This is a genomic window from Anatilimnocola aggregata (assembly GCF_007747655.1).
GTDB lineage: Bacteria > Planctomycetota > Planctomycetia > Pirellulales > Pirellulaceae > Anatilimnocola > Anatilimnocola aggregata.
The window spans coordinates 2,466,540-2,482,763 of record NZ_CP036274.1 but is presented as its reverse complement, the minus strand read 5'-3'; the positions used below and the strand labels follow the sequence as shown (position 1 = coordinate 2,482,763).

At 57.4% G+C, this 16,224-nt stretch carries 12 protein-coding genes; 5 read left to right on the top strand and 7 right to left on the bottom strand.

Features of this window, described 5'->3' with window-relative positions:
• Nucleotides 1-318 precede the first annotated feature (318 nt).
• The 5 genes from ETAA8_RS09470 to ETAA8_RS09450 all read left to right on the top strand — a co-directional run bounded on the left by ETAA8_RS09470 (nt 319) and on the right by ETAA8_RS09450 (nt 7,520).
• A complete protein-coding gene (locus tag ETAA8_RS09470; RefSeq protein WP_145100359.1) occupies nt 319-1,881 on the top strand; it encodes a sigma-70 family RNA polymerase sigma factor in 1,563 nt (520 codons plus the stop codon).
• A gap of 230 nt (nt 1,882-2,111) precedes the next feature.
• A complete protein-coding gene (locus ETAA8_RS09465) occupies nt 2,112-3,137 on the top strand; it encodes a hypothetical protein (RefSeq protein ID WP_145087780.1) in 1,026 nt (341 codons plus the stop codon).
• A 495-nt stretch (nt 3,138-3,632) separates the two neighbouring features.
• Nucleotides 3,633-4,517, top strand: a complete 885-nt coding sequence (locus tag ETAA8_RS09460; RefSeq protein WP_145087779.1) for a DUF6966 domain-containing protein — start codon at nt 3,633-3,635, stop codon at nt 4,515-4,517.
• 346 nt (nt 4,518-4,863) lie between these two features.
• Nucleotides 4,864-6,237 (top strand): sulfatase-like hydrolase/transferase, encoded by a 1,374-nt coding sequence (locus ETAA8_RS09455; RefSeq protein ID WP_202921707.1) that lies wholly within the window; start codon nt 4,864-4,866, stop codon nt 6,235-6,237.
• Nucleotides 6,238-6,281: 44 nt separating this feature from the next.
• Nucleotides 6,282-7,520 (top strand): prolyl oligopeptidase family serine peptidase, encoded by a 1,239-nt coding sequence (locus ETAA8_RS09450; RefSeq protein WP_145087777.1) that lies wholly within the window; start codon nt 6,282-6,284, stop codon nt 7,518-7,520.
• A 14-nt stretch (nt 7,521-7,534) separates the two neighbouring features.
• Here the strand turns inward: ETAA8_RS09450 and ETAA8_RS09445 are convergent, their stop codons facing one another.
• The 7 genes from ETAA8_RS09445 to ETAA8_RS34505 all read right to left on the bottom strand — a co-directional run bounded on the left by ETAA8_RS09445 (nt 7,535) and on the right by ETAA8_RS34505 (nt 16,185).
• The gene (locus tag ETAA8_RS09445) at nt 7,535-8,830 is read right to left on the bottom strand and encodes a leucine-rich repeat domain-containing protein (protein WP_202921706.1); all 1,296 of its coding nucleotides are present in this window, start codon (nt 8,828-8,830) and stop codon (nt 7,535-7,537) included.
• Nucleotides 8,831-8,876: 46 nt separating this feature from the next.
• Nucleotides 8,877-10,172 carry a DUF1552 domain-containing protein gene (locus ETAA8_RS09440; RefSeq protein WP_145087774.1) on the bottom strand — a complete coding sequence of 432 codons (1,296 nt, stop codon included), beginning with the start codon at nt 10,170-10,172 and terminating at the stop codon, nt 8,877-8,879.
• Nucleotides 10,173-10,209: 37 nt separating this feature from the next.
• Nucleotides 10,210-12,900, bottom strand: a complete 2,691-nt coding sequence (locus ETAA8_RS09435; RefSeq protein WP_145087772.1) for a DUF1592 domain-containing protein — start codon at nt 12,898-12,900, stop codon at nt 10,210-10,212.
• Nucleotides 12,901-12,959: 59 nt separating this feature from the next.
• Nucleotides 12,960-13,919, bottom strand: coding sequence for a hypothetical protein (locus ETAA8_RS09430; protein ID WP_145087770.1), 960 nt, complete (start codon nt 13,917-13,919; stop codon nt 12,960-12,962).
• Nucleotides 13,920-13,933: 14 nt separating this feature from the next.
• On the bottom strand, nt 13,934-14,458 hold the full coding sequence (locus ETAA8_RS09425; RefSeq protein WP_145087768.1) for a sigma-70 family RNA polymerase sigma factor: 525 nt from the start codon (nt 14,456-14,458) through the stop codon (nt 13,934-13,936).
• 222 nt (nt 14,459-14,680) lie between these two features.
• Nucleotides 14,681-15,673: a hypothetical protein gene (locus ETAA8_RS09420; RefSeq protein WP_145087766.1), complete on the bottom strand. Its 993-nt coding sequence runs from the start codon at nt 15,671-15,673 to the stop codon at nt 14,681-14,683.
• Nucleotides 15,674-15,693: 20 nt separating this feature from the next.
• Nucleotides 15,694-16,185, bottom strand: a complete 492-nt coding sequence (locus ETAA8_RS34505; RefSeq protein ID WP_202921705.1) for a hypothetical protein — start codon at nt 16,183-16,185, stop codon at nt 15,694-15,696.
• Between the last annotated feature and the right edge of the window lie 39 nt (nt 16,186-16,224).

The following is a 16,224-nucleotide window of genomic DNA, read 5'->3' as shown; positions in this document are numbered from 1 at the left end:
GAAATGCTTGGGTCGGTCCCTGCGGGGAAGACCAGCTCGCGACGGTCGCCAGCAAGGTGCGGCTTGATCGTTGTTCTCCACAACCACAACTCGATCAGCGGTTGGTTCCTCAGGCTGTGGTTGATGAAGCCCAGCAGTTTTGTTCGAAAGTTTTCCGTTCAACATGCCAACCCGTTTCCAGATCCCTCCCTTGGTCTGAACTTGTTCGACTCAGTTCACCAACCAATCCATGCCAGTTAATGGACGTTGTCCAGAACGCCATTAACCTTTGAAATTCCGGATCGAATCGCAGTAGGAGCACTCCCCTTGTTCGACTCAATGCTCGATGAATTTGATGACGATGCCGTTCGCACTCCCGAGGAAGACGAAGGCTTTGCCGTGCAGGCAGTAGCCGAGTTGGAACTCGACGATGACACTGCGGACCTAGACGTCGTCGATGGCGCTGCCGACGCCGACGCGCCCGTCAAGCTCGACGATGAAGAACTGATGAGCCTGGGCGAAGACTCCGAATCGTGGTCGGATGACCCGGTTCGTATGTATCTGACCCAAATGGGCGAAATTCCGCTCCTCACCCGAGCTCAGGAAATTTACCTCGCCAAGAAGATCGAAGTCACCCGCCGCCGCTTCCGCACCAAGCTGCTGGAATGCGACTATGTGATTCAGCAAGCCTATAAGGTGCTGAAGCGCGTTCACGAAGGTGAATTGCCCTTCGACCGCACCGTGCAAGTCTCGGTGACCGACCGCCTGGAAAAAGACCAGATTCTCGGCCGGTTGCCCCACAACCTTCGTTCGCTCGAGATCCTTCTCAAGCGCAATCGCAAAGACTTCTTGCTCGCCATGAGCAAGAGTGCTGCCAAGACCAAGCGCCGCATTGCCTGGGTTCGCCTCTCGCGTCGTCGTCGCAAGTGCGTTCGCCTGGTCGAAGAGTTGGGTCTGCGGACCCAGCGCATCGAACAGATGATCCGCACGCTCGAAGACTTCAACACTCGCGTGATCGAACTCCGCGGCAAGATCAGCGCCCATGTCGCCGCCAAGCTCCCGGCTGCCGATCGCAAGAACTGGCAGAGCGAACTGCGGAACATCCTGGTCGCCGCGCAAGAAACTCCCGCCAGCCTCGCCGCTCGCGTCAAGTTGCTGAAGGTGGTCTACACCGAATATCAACAGGCCAAGCGCGAACTGTCGGAAGGCAACTTGCGACTCGTCGTCAGCATCGCCAAGAAGTATCGCAACCGTGGGCTCTCGTTCCTGGATCTGATTCAGGAAGGGAACGCCGGTTTGATGCGTGCGGTCGACAAGTTCGAATATCGCCGCGGTTTCAAGTTCTGCACGTACGCCACCTGGTGGATTCGTCAGGCCATTACCCGCGCAGTTGCCGACCAAAGCCGCACCATCCGCATTCCGGTTCATATGGTCGAAACCATGAGCCGCGTGCGCAATGTCTCGCGTCAGCTGCTCCAAGAACTGGGTCGCGAACCCACGATCGAAGAAACAGCTCGCCGCGCCAAGACGACCGTCGATGAAGCCCGCCGCGTGCTTGCCATGAGCCGTTACCCCATCAGCCTCGATAGGCCGGTGGGCAACAGCGAAGACAGCCACTTCGGCGATTTGCTCCCCGATGGCACCGCCGAAAGCCCGGCCACCGGCGCCTCGCAAGAGATGCTCCGCAACCGGATCAACCGCGTGCTGAAGACCCTCAGCTATCGCGAACGCGAGATCATCAAGCTCCGTTACGGCCTGGGCGACGGCTACAGCTACACGCTGGAAGAAGTCGGCCACATCTTCAAGGTGACCCGCGAACGGATCCGCCAGATCGAAGCCAAAGCCGTCCGCAAATTGCAGCAACCCAGCCGCAGCCAAGAACTGGTCGGCTTCCTCGACTAAGCTCCCTCTTCTTCCTACTTCAAACTCCCTCGCCTCGTGTACTCACGAGGAGAGGGTTGGGGTGAGGGGCTGAGCAGCACGACAGCTTTCCAACGACAACATACTAAGACCCGGCTGACGACCTCAGCCGGGTTTTTTTCGTATGCACAATTGAGTCTCCGAACCAATGTATGCGCGATTATGCCATATTTGAGACGGCTGAAATCACTCTCGAACAAAGGTGATGAAACTTGCCTTTTGACAACACCATATTCGCGAACCTTGAAGCAGACCTTCCGAACCTCGAAATTGATCAGATCAAAGAGCGACTCCAGCCGCTAATGATCGGCTACGGGATCCAATGCCCAATCTACGATCCGGGCGCCTTTCTTTATCGGGCGCGACGCTTCGGGCCGAATTTCAACAAGACAGTCGATATTCGGCTCGCAGACTTGATCTATCCGCCGAGTAATCTTGCAAAAATTGGGCGATTGAATCGCGTAGGCCAATCGATTTTTTATGCTTCGATGCACAAGCAATCCGTATTTTTTGAGTTGCCTGACCTCAGTTGCGGTGACGAAGTGCTCGTGACATTTTGGAAAACGAAGAAGCGGATGCTTGTCAACAATATTGGCTACACAGAGTTTGCGTTCAATCAACTCGGTGCCAAACGTCCCCTTCCCAATTTCGCAAATTCTCTGCCATCTGCCAGCCATCAAGAGACAATTACATTGCCCACCTTAAACAAGGACCAGTTAGAAGCTGCTCTGCGTGGTGATCAGGAGAGAGAGCTTAAAGAAGCATTCAGCAAGGCGTTTATGCGAAAAGCCGAGCCACAGCATGCATTCCAGTACAAGATGACAGTCGCCATCGCTGAGTTGCATCTTGGTGAAATCCAAAACTTCGACGATAGCTTTGCCGGAATCCTGTATCCTTCGACCCGAATGTGGGCGAATGGAGATAACGTTGCGTTGCTGCCTGACTATGTCGACAATCATATTGAGCTTCGCAATGCTTTGCACATTAAAGTCAAGTCTCGCACTGAAACGACAATTGAAATCGAGAGCTTTGATGAAGCGAGATCATTTGACGCGGAGGGCAAGTTGGTTTGGTTAGGGAGAATGGGCCACTGGATCGTCGGGCCGCACCAGCTTGTAAAAGCCACGGCGATTGCTGGAGTCGATGCCGACGGTGATTACTCGACATGCGAGAACGGTGGAACGGCACATTGGGAAGTTGTGGATGCAACTACTGGCACTCCAATCCTGAGAGGATAAATGCTTGCGGCTGGTTATGCGAAGTGCGAATCAGACTGCGCTTTGCGCCGAACTTCGCCAAACAAAATTCCAGCACCAACGGTGCGACGCCATATCAGCCCAGGGCAAACGAAACGGCGCAGCCGTGGAGTGTCGCCCTGGGTTCGCTGTCGAACGATGCCCAAAGCCCTGAAGGGGCGGCAATATGCTGCTCCGAACAACCCTCCATTCTCTAGTGTCGCCCCTTCAGGGCTCACAGATCATTCTCCGCACTATCACCCAGGGCGGCGCTGCGCTGGCCCTGCGCCTGGCATATCGCCGACACTTCGGGCCTAATGGAGCCGAATAGTTGCGCAGGCCCTGAACAAGCTACTGTGAATCGTGTCCCTGAATGAAGCGGACGTCTTCCCGAGTGAGTCGCGTAGTTTTGATGCCATCGAGAATTGTTGGGGCCGGAGTAACAGACCTGACTACAAAAAATAAACGTTCACCTACAGAGAATGTACGACGTCTTTTATGCTTCATCATCCTGATTCCACTACCTACGAACAAACATTGGTGGCGACGGAACAATTTCTCCGACAAATCGGAGAAACGCACTGGGCAGACTGGCTGCGCGAAGATATCAATGCGTGGCAAACTCAGCGCGACGTTTCCCATCATCGTCGGGCGTATGGCGGCATGGGTTCCTTCAATGACGTTGTGATAAGTGATACGAACGAACATCATGTCACGGCTGAACAGGTGCCATGGGCCAGCTGTTTATTTGAATGGCTCAGGGCACTGCTGTTTCAACTGTCGATGAGTCCTTGCGCCATCCCGAAGGCCGACGAGTTGCGGAAAGTCGTCGGTCGTCACAATTCCTCATGGGCTGTATTCTTAGGTGGCGGAAGGCCAGCTGAAAGTTCGCAGGGGCTCACGGATACCGAAGTCAAGATAAGCGGGTTTCGTTGCTTGGCTTGCGGTTATGCTGAAATAACATCGCGTGACATTGATACTGCCATTGCCAATGCAATCGTACCAATTCTTTTGTTTGAAGCGTGCGAGCGAAGTACGCTTTTGGATGCGATCAAACGCGTGCTCGCGTTGGAACTGCCGGATCTAGAAGATCGGCGAAATCGTCTTATCACCGCGGCTCAGGCCAGCAACGTACAAATTGCTAGCCGCGAAACATGGATGCGCCCGTGTCCGAACTGCAGGGCCGATGATTCGGCTATCTATAGATGGACATACGTCGATGGTAGTCCCCCGAAACTTAGCCCAACCTTGGACAATAGTCGACTTCGTGCGTCTGCATCGCCAGACCAACAACAGCATTACAAACTTCAACGGTGGACTTCGGCTGCGCGATTTTTTACCGGCATCCGAAACTGGTTTTACCGAAGATTCGATATTCTCTAGTGTCGCCACTTCAGGACTCACAGATCATTCTCTGCACAATCACCCTGAAGTGGCTCCCATTTTTCGCACCACGGAGGTAGATGGAAAGTCAGGTTGGAAGCGAGGAGAACAGTGGGCATCGTGGCGGAGCCAACAAGGGAGCGAGACGATGCCTCGGTAGAAGCATTTGCTAGAAGGCGCGAACACGTTGTTCGAATCTCCTTCCACTGGACGGCGTGGCAGGAGCATCGGCTTCTTGGTTGACCGCGCGTCTAGCCGCCGTGATACTGACGCCGTTCGGCCGCCCTCAATGATGAGCCGGTTGGCAGCCAAGAATTCGCCCCGCTTCACTCTCCGCGGACATGTTATGCGCTTACACCACAAATTTGTTGCAGCGATCTCTGTCATCGCCCTGTTCTGCACCGCAGTCGTTCCGTTAGTTGCCGCTGAAGGTGCGAGTTCCAGGCGTGCGCCGAATGTGGTCTTGATCATCGCGGATGATCTCGGTTGGGCTGATGTTGGTTTTCATGGTGGCAATGCGCCGACGCCGCAACTCGATCGCTTGGCGCGCGAAGGGTTGGAACTGACGCAACACTATGTCGCGCCGGTCTGCAGTCCGACTCGCACAGGACTACTAACGGGTCGCTGCTGGAGCCGCTTTGGGGTTACCAGTCCCCAGAATGCTCAGGCACTTCCCTGGGACACGGTCACGTTGCCCAAAGCATTGCAAGAGGTGGGTTACGACACTTGCCTAAGCGGCAAGTGGCATTTGGGTTCGTTGCCGGAACAAGGGCCGAATCACTTCGGCTTTGCTCATTCCTATGGATCGCTGGCCGGCGGTGTGAGCCCGTGGAATCACCGCTATAAACAGGGGCCCTTCACGATTACCTGGCATCGCAATGAAAAGTTGATCGAAGAGCAGGGTCACGTGACCGACCTCATTGCTGCGGAAGCGATTGAGTGGTTGAATTCGCGCGGGGACAAGCCATTCTTTTTGTATGTCCCTTTCACGGCCGTTCATCTGCCCGTCAAGGAGCCCGAGGACTGGGTGAAGCGAGTGCCCGAGGCGATTCAAGGCGATGTGCCGCGGCATTATGCGGCCAGCGTGATGCACCTCGATGATGCGGTGGGAAAGATCGTCGCCGCGCTCGAAAAGAACAAGCAGCGAGAAAACACGCTGGTCGTGTTCACGAGCGACAACGGCGGCAGCACGGCCCAAAACAACGACCTGAAGTATCCCGATGACAATTGCCCGACAGGTAAATTGCCGGGGAACAATCGTCCCTGGCGCGGCCAGAAAGGGGAGTTGTACGAAGGTGGCACGCGGGTGCCGACCATCGCCCATTGGCCTGCCCGCATCAAGGCAGGGAAGAATCATACGCCCGTGCAAATCATTGACTGGATGCCGACTATTTGTGGACTAGCCAGCTATCGCGCGAAAACCGATTTGAAGTGGGATGGCGTCGATCTTTCGGGCCTGCTGGGCGAGGGGAAAGAACTTGCGGAGCGGCCGCTCTATGCCGTCGCGCCCGGCTGGCGATCCCGTTCGTTGCGACTTGGCCCGTGGAAATTGATTGTGCATGGGACGGGCGATGCGCGCAAGGTCGAACTGTATGATCTGTCTGCCGATCCGGCGGAAGCGAAGAATCTGGCCGATGAGCAGCCGGCAAAAGTCGCTCTGTTACTCGCAAAGCTCGACGAAGTTGCCGCCCGTGATCGGGATGCGATGGTTTCGAAGTAAAAGCACCACGACATAAACAGCCAAGAACCAACCCGGAAAGTGCAATGAAGAACTTCGTGCTCGTAATCTGCCTGGCTCTAACCGCGCTGACAACAGCGTCTCGTCAAACTGCGTCTGCTCAAACGGCAGACTGGCCACCAAACAAGGAAAAAGAAACGGAATTTGGCGGACGGAAGTTGGACACCTATCAGCATGGGGTTCAAAAAGAGTGGGGCTACTCGGCACTCCAGCGCGATACGTTTCTGGTGCTGCATCCCAAGCAGGCGCGGACGAATGCTCCGTTGTACGTTGTGCTGCATTCGGCCGGGCACGATGTTCACTCGTGCCTGAAGTGTACGGCCACCGTTGGCAACCACGACATCTATCATGCACCCGAAGAGTTCTTTGCGCTCTACCTCGATTGCCGCGCTAACAAGGGAGATTGGTGGTGGGGAAGCGAAAAAAATAAAGGGCCGGAAGTGAGTCCGCCGGAGAAACGAGTGATGGATTCGGTGAAGTGGGTGATTCAGCAGTATGGAATCGATGCGAACCGGGTCTATCTGTGTGGCAACTCGATGGGTGGCAGCGGGACGTTGGGGATTGGCATGCGGCACGGCGATGTATTCGCAGCCATCAAGGCCAATGTGCCAGCACGGGTCGAGCATGTCTCCAGCCGCATGTACTTTCCGCCGCAATCGGTCCCAGCTGACGTGGCTCTTCCCGACCCACCGATTGTGGTTGACTATTCTGCGCCAAACGATTCCTGGTCCAAGGATCACGATCTCTTTGCCAAGGCGATGAACGAGCGGAAGTATCCTCTCTACTTTTACTGGGGTCCGTTCGGCCACGCCAACAACCACGAGAAGATCATGCAGGTCAACGACCTGATTAATTCGTTCGATTGGCTGAGCGTGAAGAAGAACGAGGCCTACCCGGTGTTTACCAGTGCCTCGACCAACGACGCGTTGCCGTGGCCCAATCAACTGGCCGACAAGAAAGCTGGGCAGGTGAACGCGTTCTTTCGCTGGAAGAACGTGAGCGACACGCCGGAGGGTGCCGAACTGTCGCTGTTTCTTACGAAGCCCTCGGAGTTCAAGACTTCATTTGCGATTCCCACGGAAGCGACTGCGGACGTCACTTTGCGCAGGCTACAAATGCTGCGGGTTGCGCCAGGGCAGAACGTCAAATGGAAATTCGGTTCCGCCAGCGGAGAGGCAAAGGCCGATGCTGCGGGGTTGGTGACCATTCCGCAGTTGAAGATCACTGCGGAGCCGGTGAACTTGAACATTGCACTGGCGAAGTAAGAAGGCCGTCGCAACTATTTAAAGACGTCCGTCTTGGGCATCGCCACCTTCATCTTGGCGACACCCTCCGGGCTGATTTTGGTTTCGCGCACGTTGATGTGCTGCAGGTGATTGAACTTCACCAGGTCGCTCAGCGACGCATCGGTGACCAGCTTCATTCCCCGCAAGCGAAGCTCCTTCAATTGCTTCATCTCTTGCAGCTTGCCACTTTGAATACCTGCGTCGGTCACCTCGCAGCAGTAACTGAGTCCCAGCGTTTCGAGCGTCGTGAGGTGCAGCAAGTGGCTGAGAGTCTTGTCGCTGATGTTATTGAATTCCAACCCCAATTCCTTCAGCTTGAGCCTGTCCAAGTGAGACAGTCCGGGGCCGTTGATTTCGTTTCTCTCCAATCCCAAATAAGTGAGCTTTGCTGCGGGTTGAAAACTGGCTAGGCGATCATCGGTCAGGCCGCAATCTTCGAGGTGCAGTTCCTCGACCGTTGCCAACTTCGACAGTGCGGCGATGGCTTCCTCCGATAATTTGGCGTGAATCACATGCAATTTGCGCAGCGACTTCCAAGCTGACAGCCGTTCCAATTCTGCAGCGGCTATTTCGCGGTAACCTAGCGTTAGTGAGTTCAAGCGGGGACAGGCCTGCAGATGCTTGACCGTTTCAGCGTCAATGACATTCGGCAACGCGAGATTGGATAACTTCGGCCAGGCAGTGAGCGCTTTCAGGTCGTTCGACGATAGCTGGGCGTCCAGCAAGTTCAGCGATTCGATTGTCTTGATTTGCGCCAGCTGTTCGAGCGACTTACCGGTGACCCGGGGTCGCTCAGAGCGCTGCTCCATGAAGGGATATGACCACTGCGGTGGACCGAAGCCTGCCTTCTCGTAGCGAACGATCGGCGTGATGGCCAGGGACTTCAGTTTTGTCAGCTTGACAAGTCCCTGCAGCCCATCGTCGTTAATGTTGGTTTCATAGATGCTGACGTTTTCTAGATCCGGCAGTGTGGTGGCGGCCAGCAACAGTGAATCATTGCCAGCCTTGGGGCCCCACAGCCCCAGATGGGCCAAACGTTGAGGTTCGGCAGTTGTCCAACGAAAAAAGGTGAGCGAACCACGTCGCCCTTCGATAACTCCACACTCGTGAAAGCGATTGACTGCTTCGCGCATCTCGGGCGAAGTAATGGCTGCCGAGTTCACTCCAAATTGAACTTTGGTAGCAGCGGGGCGTTGCTTCTGCGCAGTTGGCTCTTCCGCTCTCAATGAAGACATCAATGGCTGAACTGAGGAAATGGCAAACGCTAAGGCGAGGCTGTACTTAAGCATGGTGGGTAGCGATCGTCGTAAGGGTGCCTTCATTGAGTGTGCGAAGCTAAGCAATCAACTCTTTCACAACGCCGGTGCTGTCGCCGTGGCGTTCGGCTGAAACACCCAGTCCTTGCAACACGGTGAGCCAGGCATTGCAGAGTGGCGTGCCGCGCGAAACGACCAGGTTATGGCCAAGCTTGATTCCCGCTGCACCTCCCGTGAGAATCGTCGGGCAGTTGTCGAGCGAGTGGCCGGTTCGAATGTTGCTGCCATAGGCCAGCGCCACGTGATCGAACAACCGCGAGCCGTCGCCTTCTTTCACCGTCTTGAGCTTGTCGATCAGACCAGCGAGCAGTTCGCTTTGAGCCAGGTCGCGTTGCTGCGAAGCATCCAGCTTCTCGCCGAGCACGGTGTGATAGTGGCTCATGTCGTGCGGATGAACTTTGATATCGAGACTGGTGAGGAGCGTGCTAACGGGCTGGCGATAAGTGAGAACGCGGGTGCTGTCGGTTTGCAGCGCTGCGACAATCAAGTCGTACATGAGCTTGATTTCTTCACGACCGGCCAGCCCTGGCTTGGGTTCGGCCAAGGTCGATTTGGGCTGAGGAACGCCGAGCCATTGTTCGTCCTTGCTTAAGCGCGTCTCGATATCGCGAATGCCTTCGAAGTACTCGTCGAGCTTCGCAGAGTCGTTGGCACCAAGTCCCCGCTGAAGATCGCGGGCATTCTCGATGACCGTATCGAGCACGCTCCGTTTTTGCGCGAGCATGGCTTTCTGCTGTTCGATTGGCGTGGTGTCTTTCGAGAAGAGCCGATGATAAGCCTCGAGCGGAGTGCTCTGTCCGCCGATGGGCTTGCCCCGCACGTCCCAGGCCAGCGACAAGCCGGGACCATGACCGGAGCCGCCAGCGCTTTCGCTGCCGTTCAATTGCAACGACGGGAAACGTGTGTGCTGGCCAAACTGCGCGGCAGCCACTTGGTCGGCCGAGATGCTGTTGTAGAAGCTCTGCCCGGTCTGAGCATAACGATTCGCTCCGGTCAACCACATCGTGCTGCCCCAGTGCCCTTCGTTGGAATACTTGTTCCACAGACCTTGCACGACGGTAAAGTCAGCTTTGTGCCGTGCGAGCGGCTTGAGGCCGAGCGGCAACTCATAGTTTGCCCCGGGCTGATTGATATCGGGGTACCAGGTCGTTTCGGTCACACCCCAGCCAAAGCCCAGAAACACGAGTCGCTTGGGTGGCGCGCTCGGCGCAGCGGCCGCAGCAAAGCGGCGAAAACCGAGCGACTCCAGCGCCGGCAGGGCGATTAGCGCGGTACTGGATTGCAGAAAGGAGCGACGGCTGGGAAATGTGTTCATCGTTTCATTCCTGGGGAGGTAATTCGTTAGGTGAAGTTTACTTGGTGTGAAAGGCGTCGCTGGCCACAAGTGCCTGAATGAACTCGCGCACAGCCAGGTCCTGGCCACTGGCACGCTGCCACATGGCTTCGATCAGGGGCTCGTCGCTGAAGCCGCACGGGCGCCCCAAAGCGTATTCGATCAGCGCCATGCTGTAGCCTCGCGCGAACGAGTCCGACTTGGCGGCGATCGCGTCGCGCATTTCGAAATAGCTACGGAACTCAGGGCCGTTGTGAAATGCCGCAGCGGGATCGATCTTCCACGTCTTCTTTTGCTTGGGATCGGGTTTTCCATCCGCGGTGGTTGCTTGATACGAATCTTCAGTGCGCCATTGGCCTACTGCATCAAAGTTCTCCAGACCAAAACCGATCGGATCGATCTTGCGGTGGCAACTCGCGCACTGGGCTTCTTCCTGGTGCAACTGCAAGCGCTCGCGCGTCGTCAGCACTTTGCCGGCGAGCCGCGCAATCTGCGGCACGTTGGCCGGCGCGGGAGGTGGCGGATCGTTTAGCAACTTGCGCAGGACCCAAGCTCCGCGTTCGACGGGACTAGTCCGTTCGCCGTTCCCGCCCATCACGTTGACGGCTGCCATGCCGAGTAATCCGCCACGAGGCGAATCCGCAGGCAAAGTCACTTTGCGATACGCATCTCCGGTCACACCATCCAAGCCGTAGTAGTTCGCCAGCACGCTGTCGATGACGATATAGTCGGCCTTCAGCAGGTCGCGCAGGCTGGCGTTCTCGCGGTGCAGGTACTCGAACGTCTCATAGACTTCGTTTCGCGCGGCCAGCTTGGTGGCGTCATCGAAGCGGGGAAAAAGAGCCTGGTTAACCTCAAAGAAGTCGAGCCGGTCGAGGTTCAGCCATTGATAGACAAACGGCCTAAGAAATCCTTGCGACCGCGGATCGTCCAGCAAGCGCGCGGTCTGTTGCGCGAGAACCTTAGGCCGAGTCAGCTCACCGCGCTCGGCGAGATCTCGGAGTGTTGCATCGGGGGGCGAGCCCCACAGAAAATAAGACAACCGCGTGGCCAGTTCCTGATCGTTCAGTGGCCGGCGCGCCTGATCTTCTCCGGGCTCGGCCAAATAGAGAAACATCGGCGATGACAACACCACCGAGAGCGTTTCCTTCAAAGCGGCAGAATGTTTGTCGCCAGCCTTCAGGCGAGTATCGTAGAGCGCCAGCAGGCGATCGACATAGCTCGGCGGCGGTGTTCGGCCGCGGAAGGCTTCGCTAGAGAATTGTTCAAGGGACGAGCGCAGTGCTTCTCTTGACGGGGCCTTCGACTTGTCGTCGAGTGGAATCGTGAGGGCCGCCAGGCCCGGCGACAACGGCGAATTTGCGGTCGGCACGCGTTCGATTTCCATCCAGTCGATCCAGATCGCGACCTCTGGGCCGACGCCGTTACGCTTCATCCCGTCATTGAATCGGCGGCGCGATTGTTCAATGTGGTCGGCGGTTCCTTTCTCGCGAATGAAGAGCGTGCGATTGTCGCGTTCTCGATGTTTGCGAGTCAGGGTAAGGGGTATTTCGATGACCTGCGGTTCAGCCATCGTCCCCGTGACGTGGTGAGTACTCATCACCTGCCCGTGTCGCGGATGAATGCCGAACTCGAGATAGCGTCGTTCCGGCGCGGCTTGCTCGGTGGCTGCCATCCGGACGCGCACGAGGTAATCTCCCACTGGCCAATTAAAGGGGACCAGCAGGGTCAGCCACGAGTTGAAGTCGCCGTTGTTGATGGTGAGATAGGCGCCGGTATCTAGCGCGGGCTGCTTGAGATAGTACTCACGGTAGGGATGCATGTAGACATTCCCGGCGGCTCGGTTGGCCTTGTCGGCATTATTCTCGCCCGTGTTAAACCCGAACGATTCCGGCGACGGCGCGCCGGGAATCTTCGCCCACGAACGGCGAAAGATGGCTTCGGAAGGAGCTGCTTTGCGCAACTCGGCGGCGATCGCGACGTTCTCGGGTTTGGCGGCGGCTTCTTCCACGGCCTTGATCCAGAGCTCGCCGCGACGCTTGGCCTCCAAGTCGTTGCTATGCAACTTGGCCAACAGAGGCGTGGTCGTTTCGGCTTCATAGCGCAACTTGCGCGAGTCGCTGGCTGCAGCCTGGCGTTCGAAAGCTTCGTCGAGCGCCTCGCGTCCCAGGGCCAGGTACTGCTCGAATTGATTGCCCGACATGAAGAGGTTGGAGCCCACGGTGTCAAAACTTCCCGCGCCCGTGTCGGCCGGAAGTTCACTCACGCTGATCTCCGCACCAAGCAGGGCGCGAAGTGTGTTGGCATATTCGCGGCGATTTAACCGGCGCATGGTGATCTTGCCATGCTGATCGCTGAGGCTCTTCCTCGCCGAAACCATGACGTTTGCTAAATCGTCCAGCAGATCAGCCTTGGCTTTGCCGTCGAGTTGTTGCTCATCCTCCGGGGGCATTTCGCCCGAGTTCAGCGCATTGAGAACCTTCTGCCAGCGCTCCGCTACTTCAACGTTGGTGATCACAGGCGGCAGATCGTCGACGCGAAACTTCCCTTCTTGCTTCTCGGCACCGTGGCACTTCTGGCAACTGGTGCGAAGGATCGCCAGATGCCGCTCCGGCATACTCGCCTGCGACTTGGCCTCGGCAGCCAGAATTGGCGAGTGAATGAGCGCCAGGGAGATCGCGCCGGAGAGTAAGACGAGGCTTCGTGTCATCGTATTTGTCTTGTGAGAGATAACTTAATGATCAGGCGTGGCCCAATCTTCGCCAGTTGCTACTGAATCTGCGAGAGAGTAATTTGCACGTCGTCCAGAAAGTGCCCCGCGAACTCCACGCTTCGTTGGAATTTGGGAATGTGGTTAACGCCTAGGTGAATGAGTAGAAACTCGGTTTCTGCCGGCAGTTGCAAGGAGCCTTCGACGTGCTGCCAGGTGCGCGGATCCCGATCCAAGCGCGGGCAACTTTGCCGCGCCATGGCCAACGCACCATTGACCTGCATCGCGCCTGCGAGTGCAGTGGGGCTTACGGTCAGGTCGGCGGTTAAGGCGTGAATGCCAATCGAGCAGCGATACTGCTCAGACTCGGGAAAGGGAACTGCGTTAAAGGCAGCCGACAACCTGACGACCACGGTTCCGCTGGCCAGTTGCTCGCGATAAGGGCGCAGGTCAACCACGCGAAACAGATCGCCGCAATAACCTGGATCCGAATTGGTTTTGCCTTGGTAATCGGCCCGCAGCATCTGCAACATCTTGTTGCCATGCGCCGGGAGAATTCCCGCTCGCGCACCGGTGACCGCCGTGAAGTCGCCACTCCACACTTCGGGACCGGTTGGCAGACCGGCAACCTGCGGCGAACTTCCAGTTTCGAAACTCTCTGCCAAAAGCAACGTTGCCTGATGAATGCCTAGCCAGCGGGGAACAGCATACGCCCAGGCGACCGAAGAAAACGCCACGCCGATCAATAGTCCCAAGGCGAGTCCGCTGAGAGGACGCCAGGCAATCAAACCACTGCGGCGAACCGGTGCAGGAACCACAGCTGGCAGGTTGGGCTGAAGGAGATCGTTAGGTGCAATAGCCGCCATCTCGGCGAGCTTGGCATCGACGGTGGCCAGGCCGCGCAGAGTGCGCCGCGCTTCCGCGCTCTCGCGCAGCAAAGTCTGCAGCGGCTCGAAATCGGCCGGTTCGAGGCTGTCGTGCAGGTAACGGTCGAGCAGGTTCAATTCAACAGCGTTCATTCCACAGTCCAAATTCACGATTGAGTTGCCAGCGTTCGTTCGACGCACCGCAACAGTTCTTGCCGAATTCTCGCCAGCAATTGATAGAGCGAGTTCTCGGTTCGCCCCAGGGTGGCGGCCAATTCTTTGATGGTCGTATCGGGCGAATAGGCGTTCAGAACCAACTGGCGTCGCTCGGCCGGCAACTTCGCTACACACTCATCCAGGGCCTTGAGCTGCAATTCGCGGAGAGGCATTTCTTCAGCCCCTTCCTCCGCCAGTAGCTCGATCGTCGCATCGTCGAGCACGAGTCGGTCCCGGGCGTACTTCCGTCGGAACTTCAGAATCTCGAACCGGGCAATCAAGCAAACCCAGCGAGGAAACTGCGAGGCATCGGCCAGCGAGGCGAACTTTCGCCAGGCGACAAGCCCGACCTCTTGCATCACCTCGTCGACTTCGGCCGCACGTGGCAGGCAAGCCCGCACGTAGGCCCGAATCTGCGACTCGTGCCGCATGAACAGCCGAAGGAAGTCTTCGTTAGGATCGTCGGCAGGAGTCATGGCAGGGAGGTTTGACGCCAGAAAACAGCGGGGTGCAGCTTAGACTAACACTACACTCCCGACCGCTGGTAATTCTGCCGAAGAATCTGCCGGATTTTTTGAAAGCAACTGCTGGAGCGGCAGTTATGGCAGGCGAAAAGCAGAGCGGGCGGCCTGTTTGGCCGCCCGGTGGACTTTGCTTTCATGGGCTGGCACCAAGGTGCCAGTTCGAAAGTGAAATCGTTAGTTTGCGGCGTTGTCGGGCTTTTGCAGGCGAACCAGCAGCCACTGCTCGGTGCGGTCTTGGCCAAAGTGGATCAGGACCGGCGCTTCATCCTTGGTGAGGTTGTAGATTCCGGTTTCAATCACATTCGTGGTGTTGTCCCCCACGGTAAAGGCCACCCGCTGGGATTCCTTGTCGACTGAACCTTGCACCTGCTGAGATTTGTTGGTGACGGTATCGGTATAGTTGCCGCGAATCACGCCCGCCTTGTTCACGGCCAGTTGAATCGAGACGTCTGATTTCGTTTGGCCCGACTTGGTTAGCGCGAATACACCGAGTGGCAACCAATCGGCATCGGGAGAACTGGCCGCTTCGGCACCAGTCGTCGCTAAGGCAGCAGCCTGGTTGTAGTAGTCGGCGGTCGAACCGGCAGACTGGCCGTTGACGTAGACGTTGTTGTCTTGATAGGTGACGTTGTTGCCGTAGTCGTAATAGACGGGCTGAGTGGTCGCACAGCCGCAATAGTCGGCAGCCGAGTTCCAACTGGCGGCAGTCCACGCCGCACCCGCGGCCCAACCGGCCGAGGTCCAGGCACCTGGATAGCGGCGATACCAGTCGTTGCCATAGAGGCCCCAGTTGTTGTAATTGCCACGAACTGCAGTGGCCGCGCCATAGCGGGCCGAGGGTGAATTATTGGCTCCTGCTGCATAGCCGACAGCCGCACCTTGAGCGCCGGAGTATTGGGGCTGATTGCGATTGGCAACTGCCGCACCAGCGGCTGCACCTTGAGCACCGGAGTACTGTGGCTGATTGCGATTGGCTGCAGCAGCACCGGCCGCGGCACCTTGAGCGCCTGAATACTGCGGCTGATTTCGATTCGAAGCCGCAGCACCCGCGGCTGCACCTTGGGCGCCGGAATACTGCGATGCATTGCGATTGGAATAAGCAGCTCCGGCGGCAGCCCCCTGAGCACCGGAAGCATTGCCAGCGCCTTGCGAGTTTCGATGTTGCAAACCTTCGTCCGAAGGAAGACCTAAGAAGCTATTGAGTTGACTACGGTCAGGCGTACTCGATGCTCCTCGCCCGAATGCGCCACCATCACCTTGTCCGCCACGGTCGAAGTTGCCACCACCAAAACCGCCAGCGCCTTGTCCGCCACGGTCGAAGTTGCCACCACCGAAACCACCAGCGCCTTGTCCGCCACGGTCGATGCTACCGCCTCCGAACCCGCCAGCGCCTTGTCCACCACGGTCGAAGTTGCCACCGCCAAAACCACCAGCGCCTTGACCGCCACGGTCGAAGTTGCCACCGCCAAAACCACCAGCGCCTTGACCGCCACGATCAAAACCACCGCCTTGGCCTCCTCCACCGAATCCACCAGCGCCTTGACTCCCACGATCGAAGCCACTGCTTTGGCCACCTCCGCCAAAACCACCACCACCGCGGTTTTGGCTACCTCCAAAGCCGCCTCCACCTGCTCCGCCTCCAAAGCCGCCGCCTCCGCCGCCGGGACGCCAACCGCCACCCGGTCCTCCGCCACCGCCGCCAGGGCCACGTGCCAAGA

Coding starts and splice junctions, on each gene's coding strand:
- ETAA8_RS09435 (WP_145087772.1), bottom strand. CDS start 12,900: ATGACACGAAGCCTCGTCTTACTCTCCGGCGCGATCTCCCTGGCGCTC.
- ETAA8_RS09440 (WP_145087774.1), bottom strand. CDS start 10,172: ATGAACACATTTCCCAGCCGTCGCTCCTTTCTGCAATCCAGTACCGCG.
- ETAA8_RS09445 (WP_202921706.1), bottom strand. CDS start 8,830: ATGCTTAAGTACAGCCTCGCCTTAGCGTTTGCCATTTCCTCAGTTCAG.
- ETAA8_RS09450 (WP_145087777.1), top strand. CDS start 6,282: ATGAAGAACTTCGTGCTCGTAATCTGCCTGGCTCTAACCGCGCTGACA.
- ETAA8_RS09430 (WP_145087770.1), bottom strand. CDS start 13,919: ATGAACGCTGTTGAATTGAACCTGCTCGACCGTTACCTGCACGACAGC.
- ETAA8_RS09460 (WP_145087779.1), top strand. CDS start 3,633: ATGCTTCATCATCCTGATTCCACTACCTACGAACAAACATTGGTGGCG.
- ETAA8_RS09455 (WP_202921707.1), top strand. CDS start 4,864: ATGCGCTTACACCACAAATTTGTTGCAGCGATCTCTGTCATCGCCCTG.
- ETAA8_RS09470 (WP_145100359.1), top strand. CDS start 319: ATGCTCGATGAATTTGATGACGATGCCGTTCGCACTCCCGAGGAAGAC.
- ETAA8_RS09425 (WP_145087768.1), bottom strand. CDS start 14,458: ATGACTCCTGCCGACGATCCTAACGAAGACTTCCTTCGGCTGTTCATG.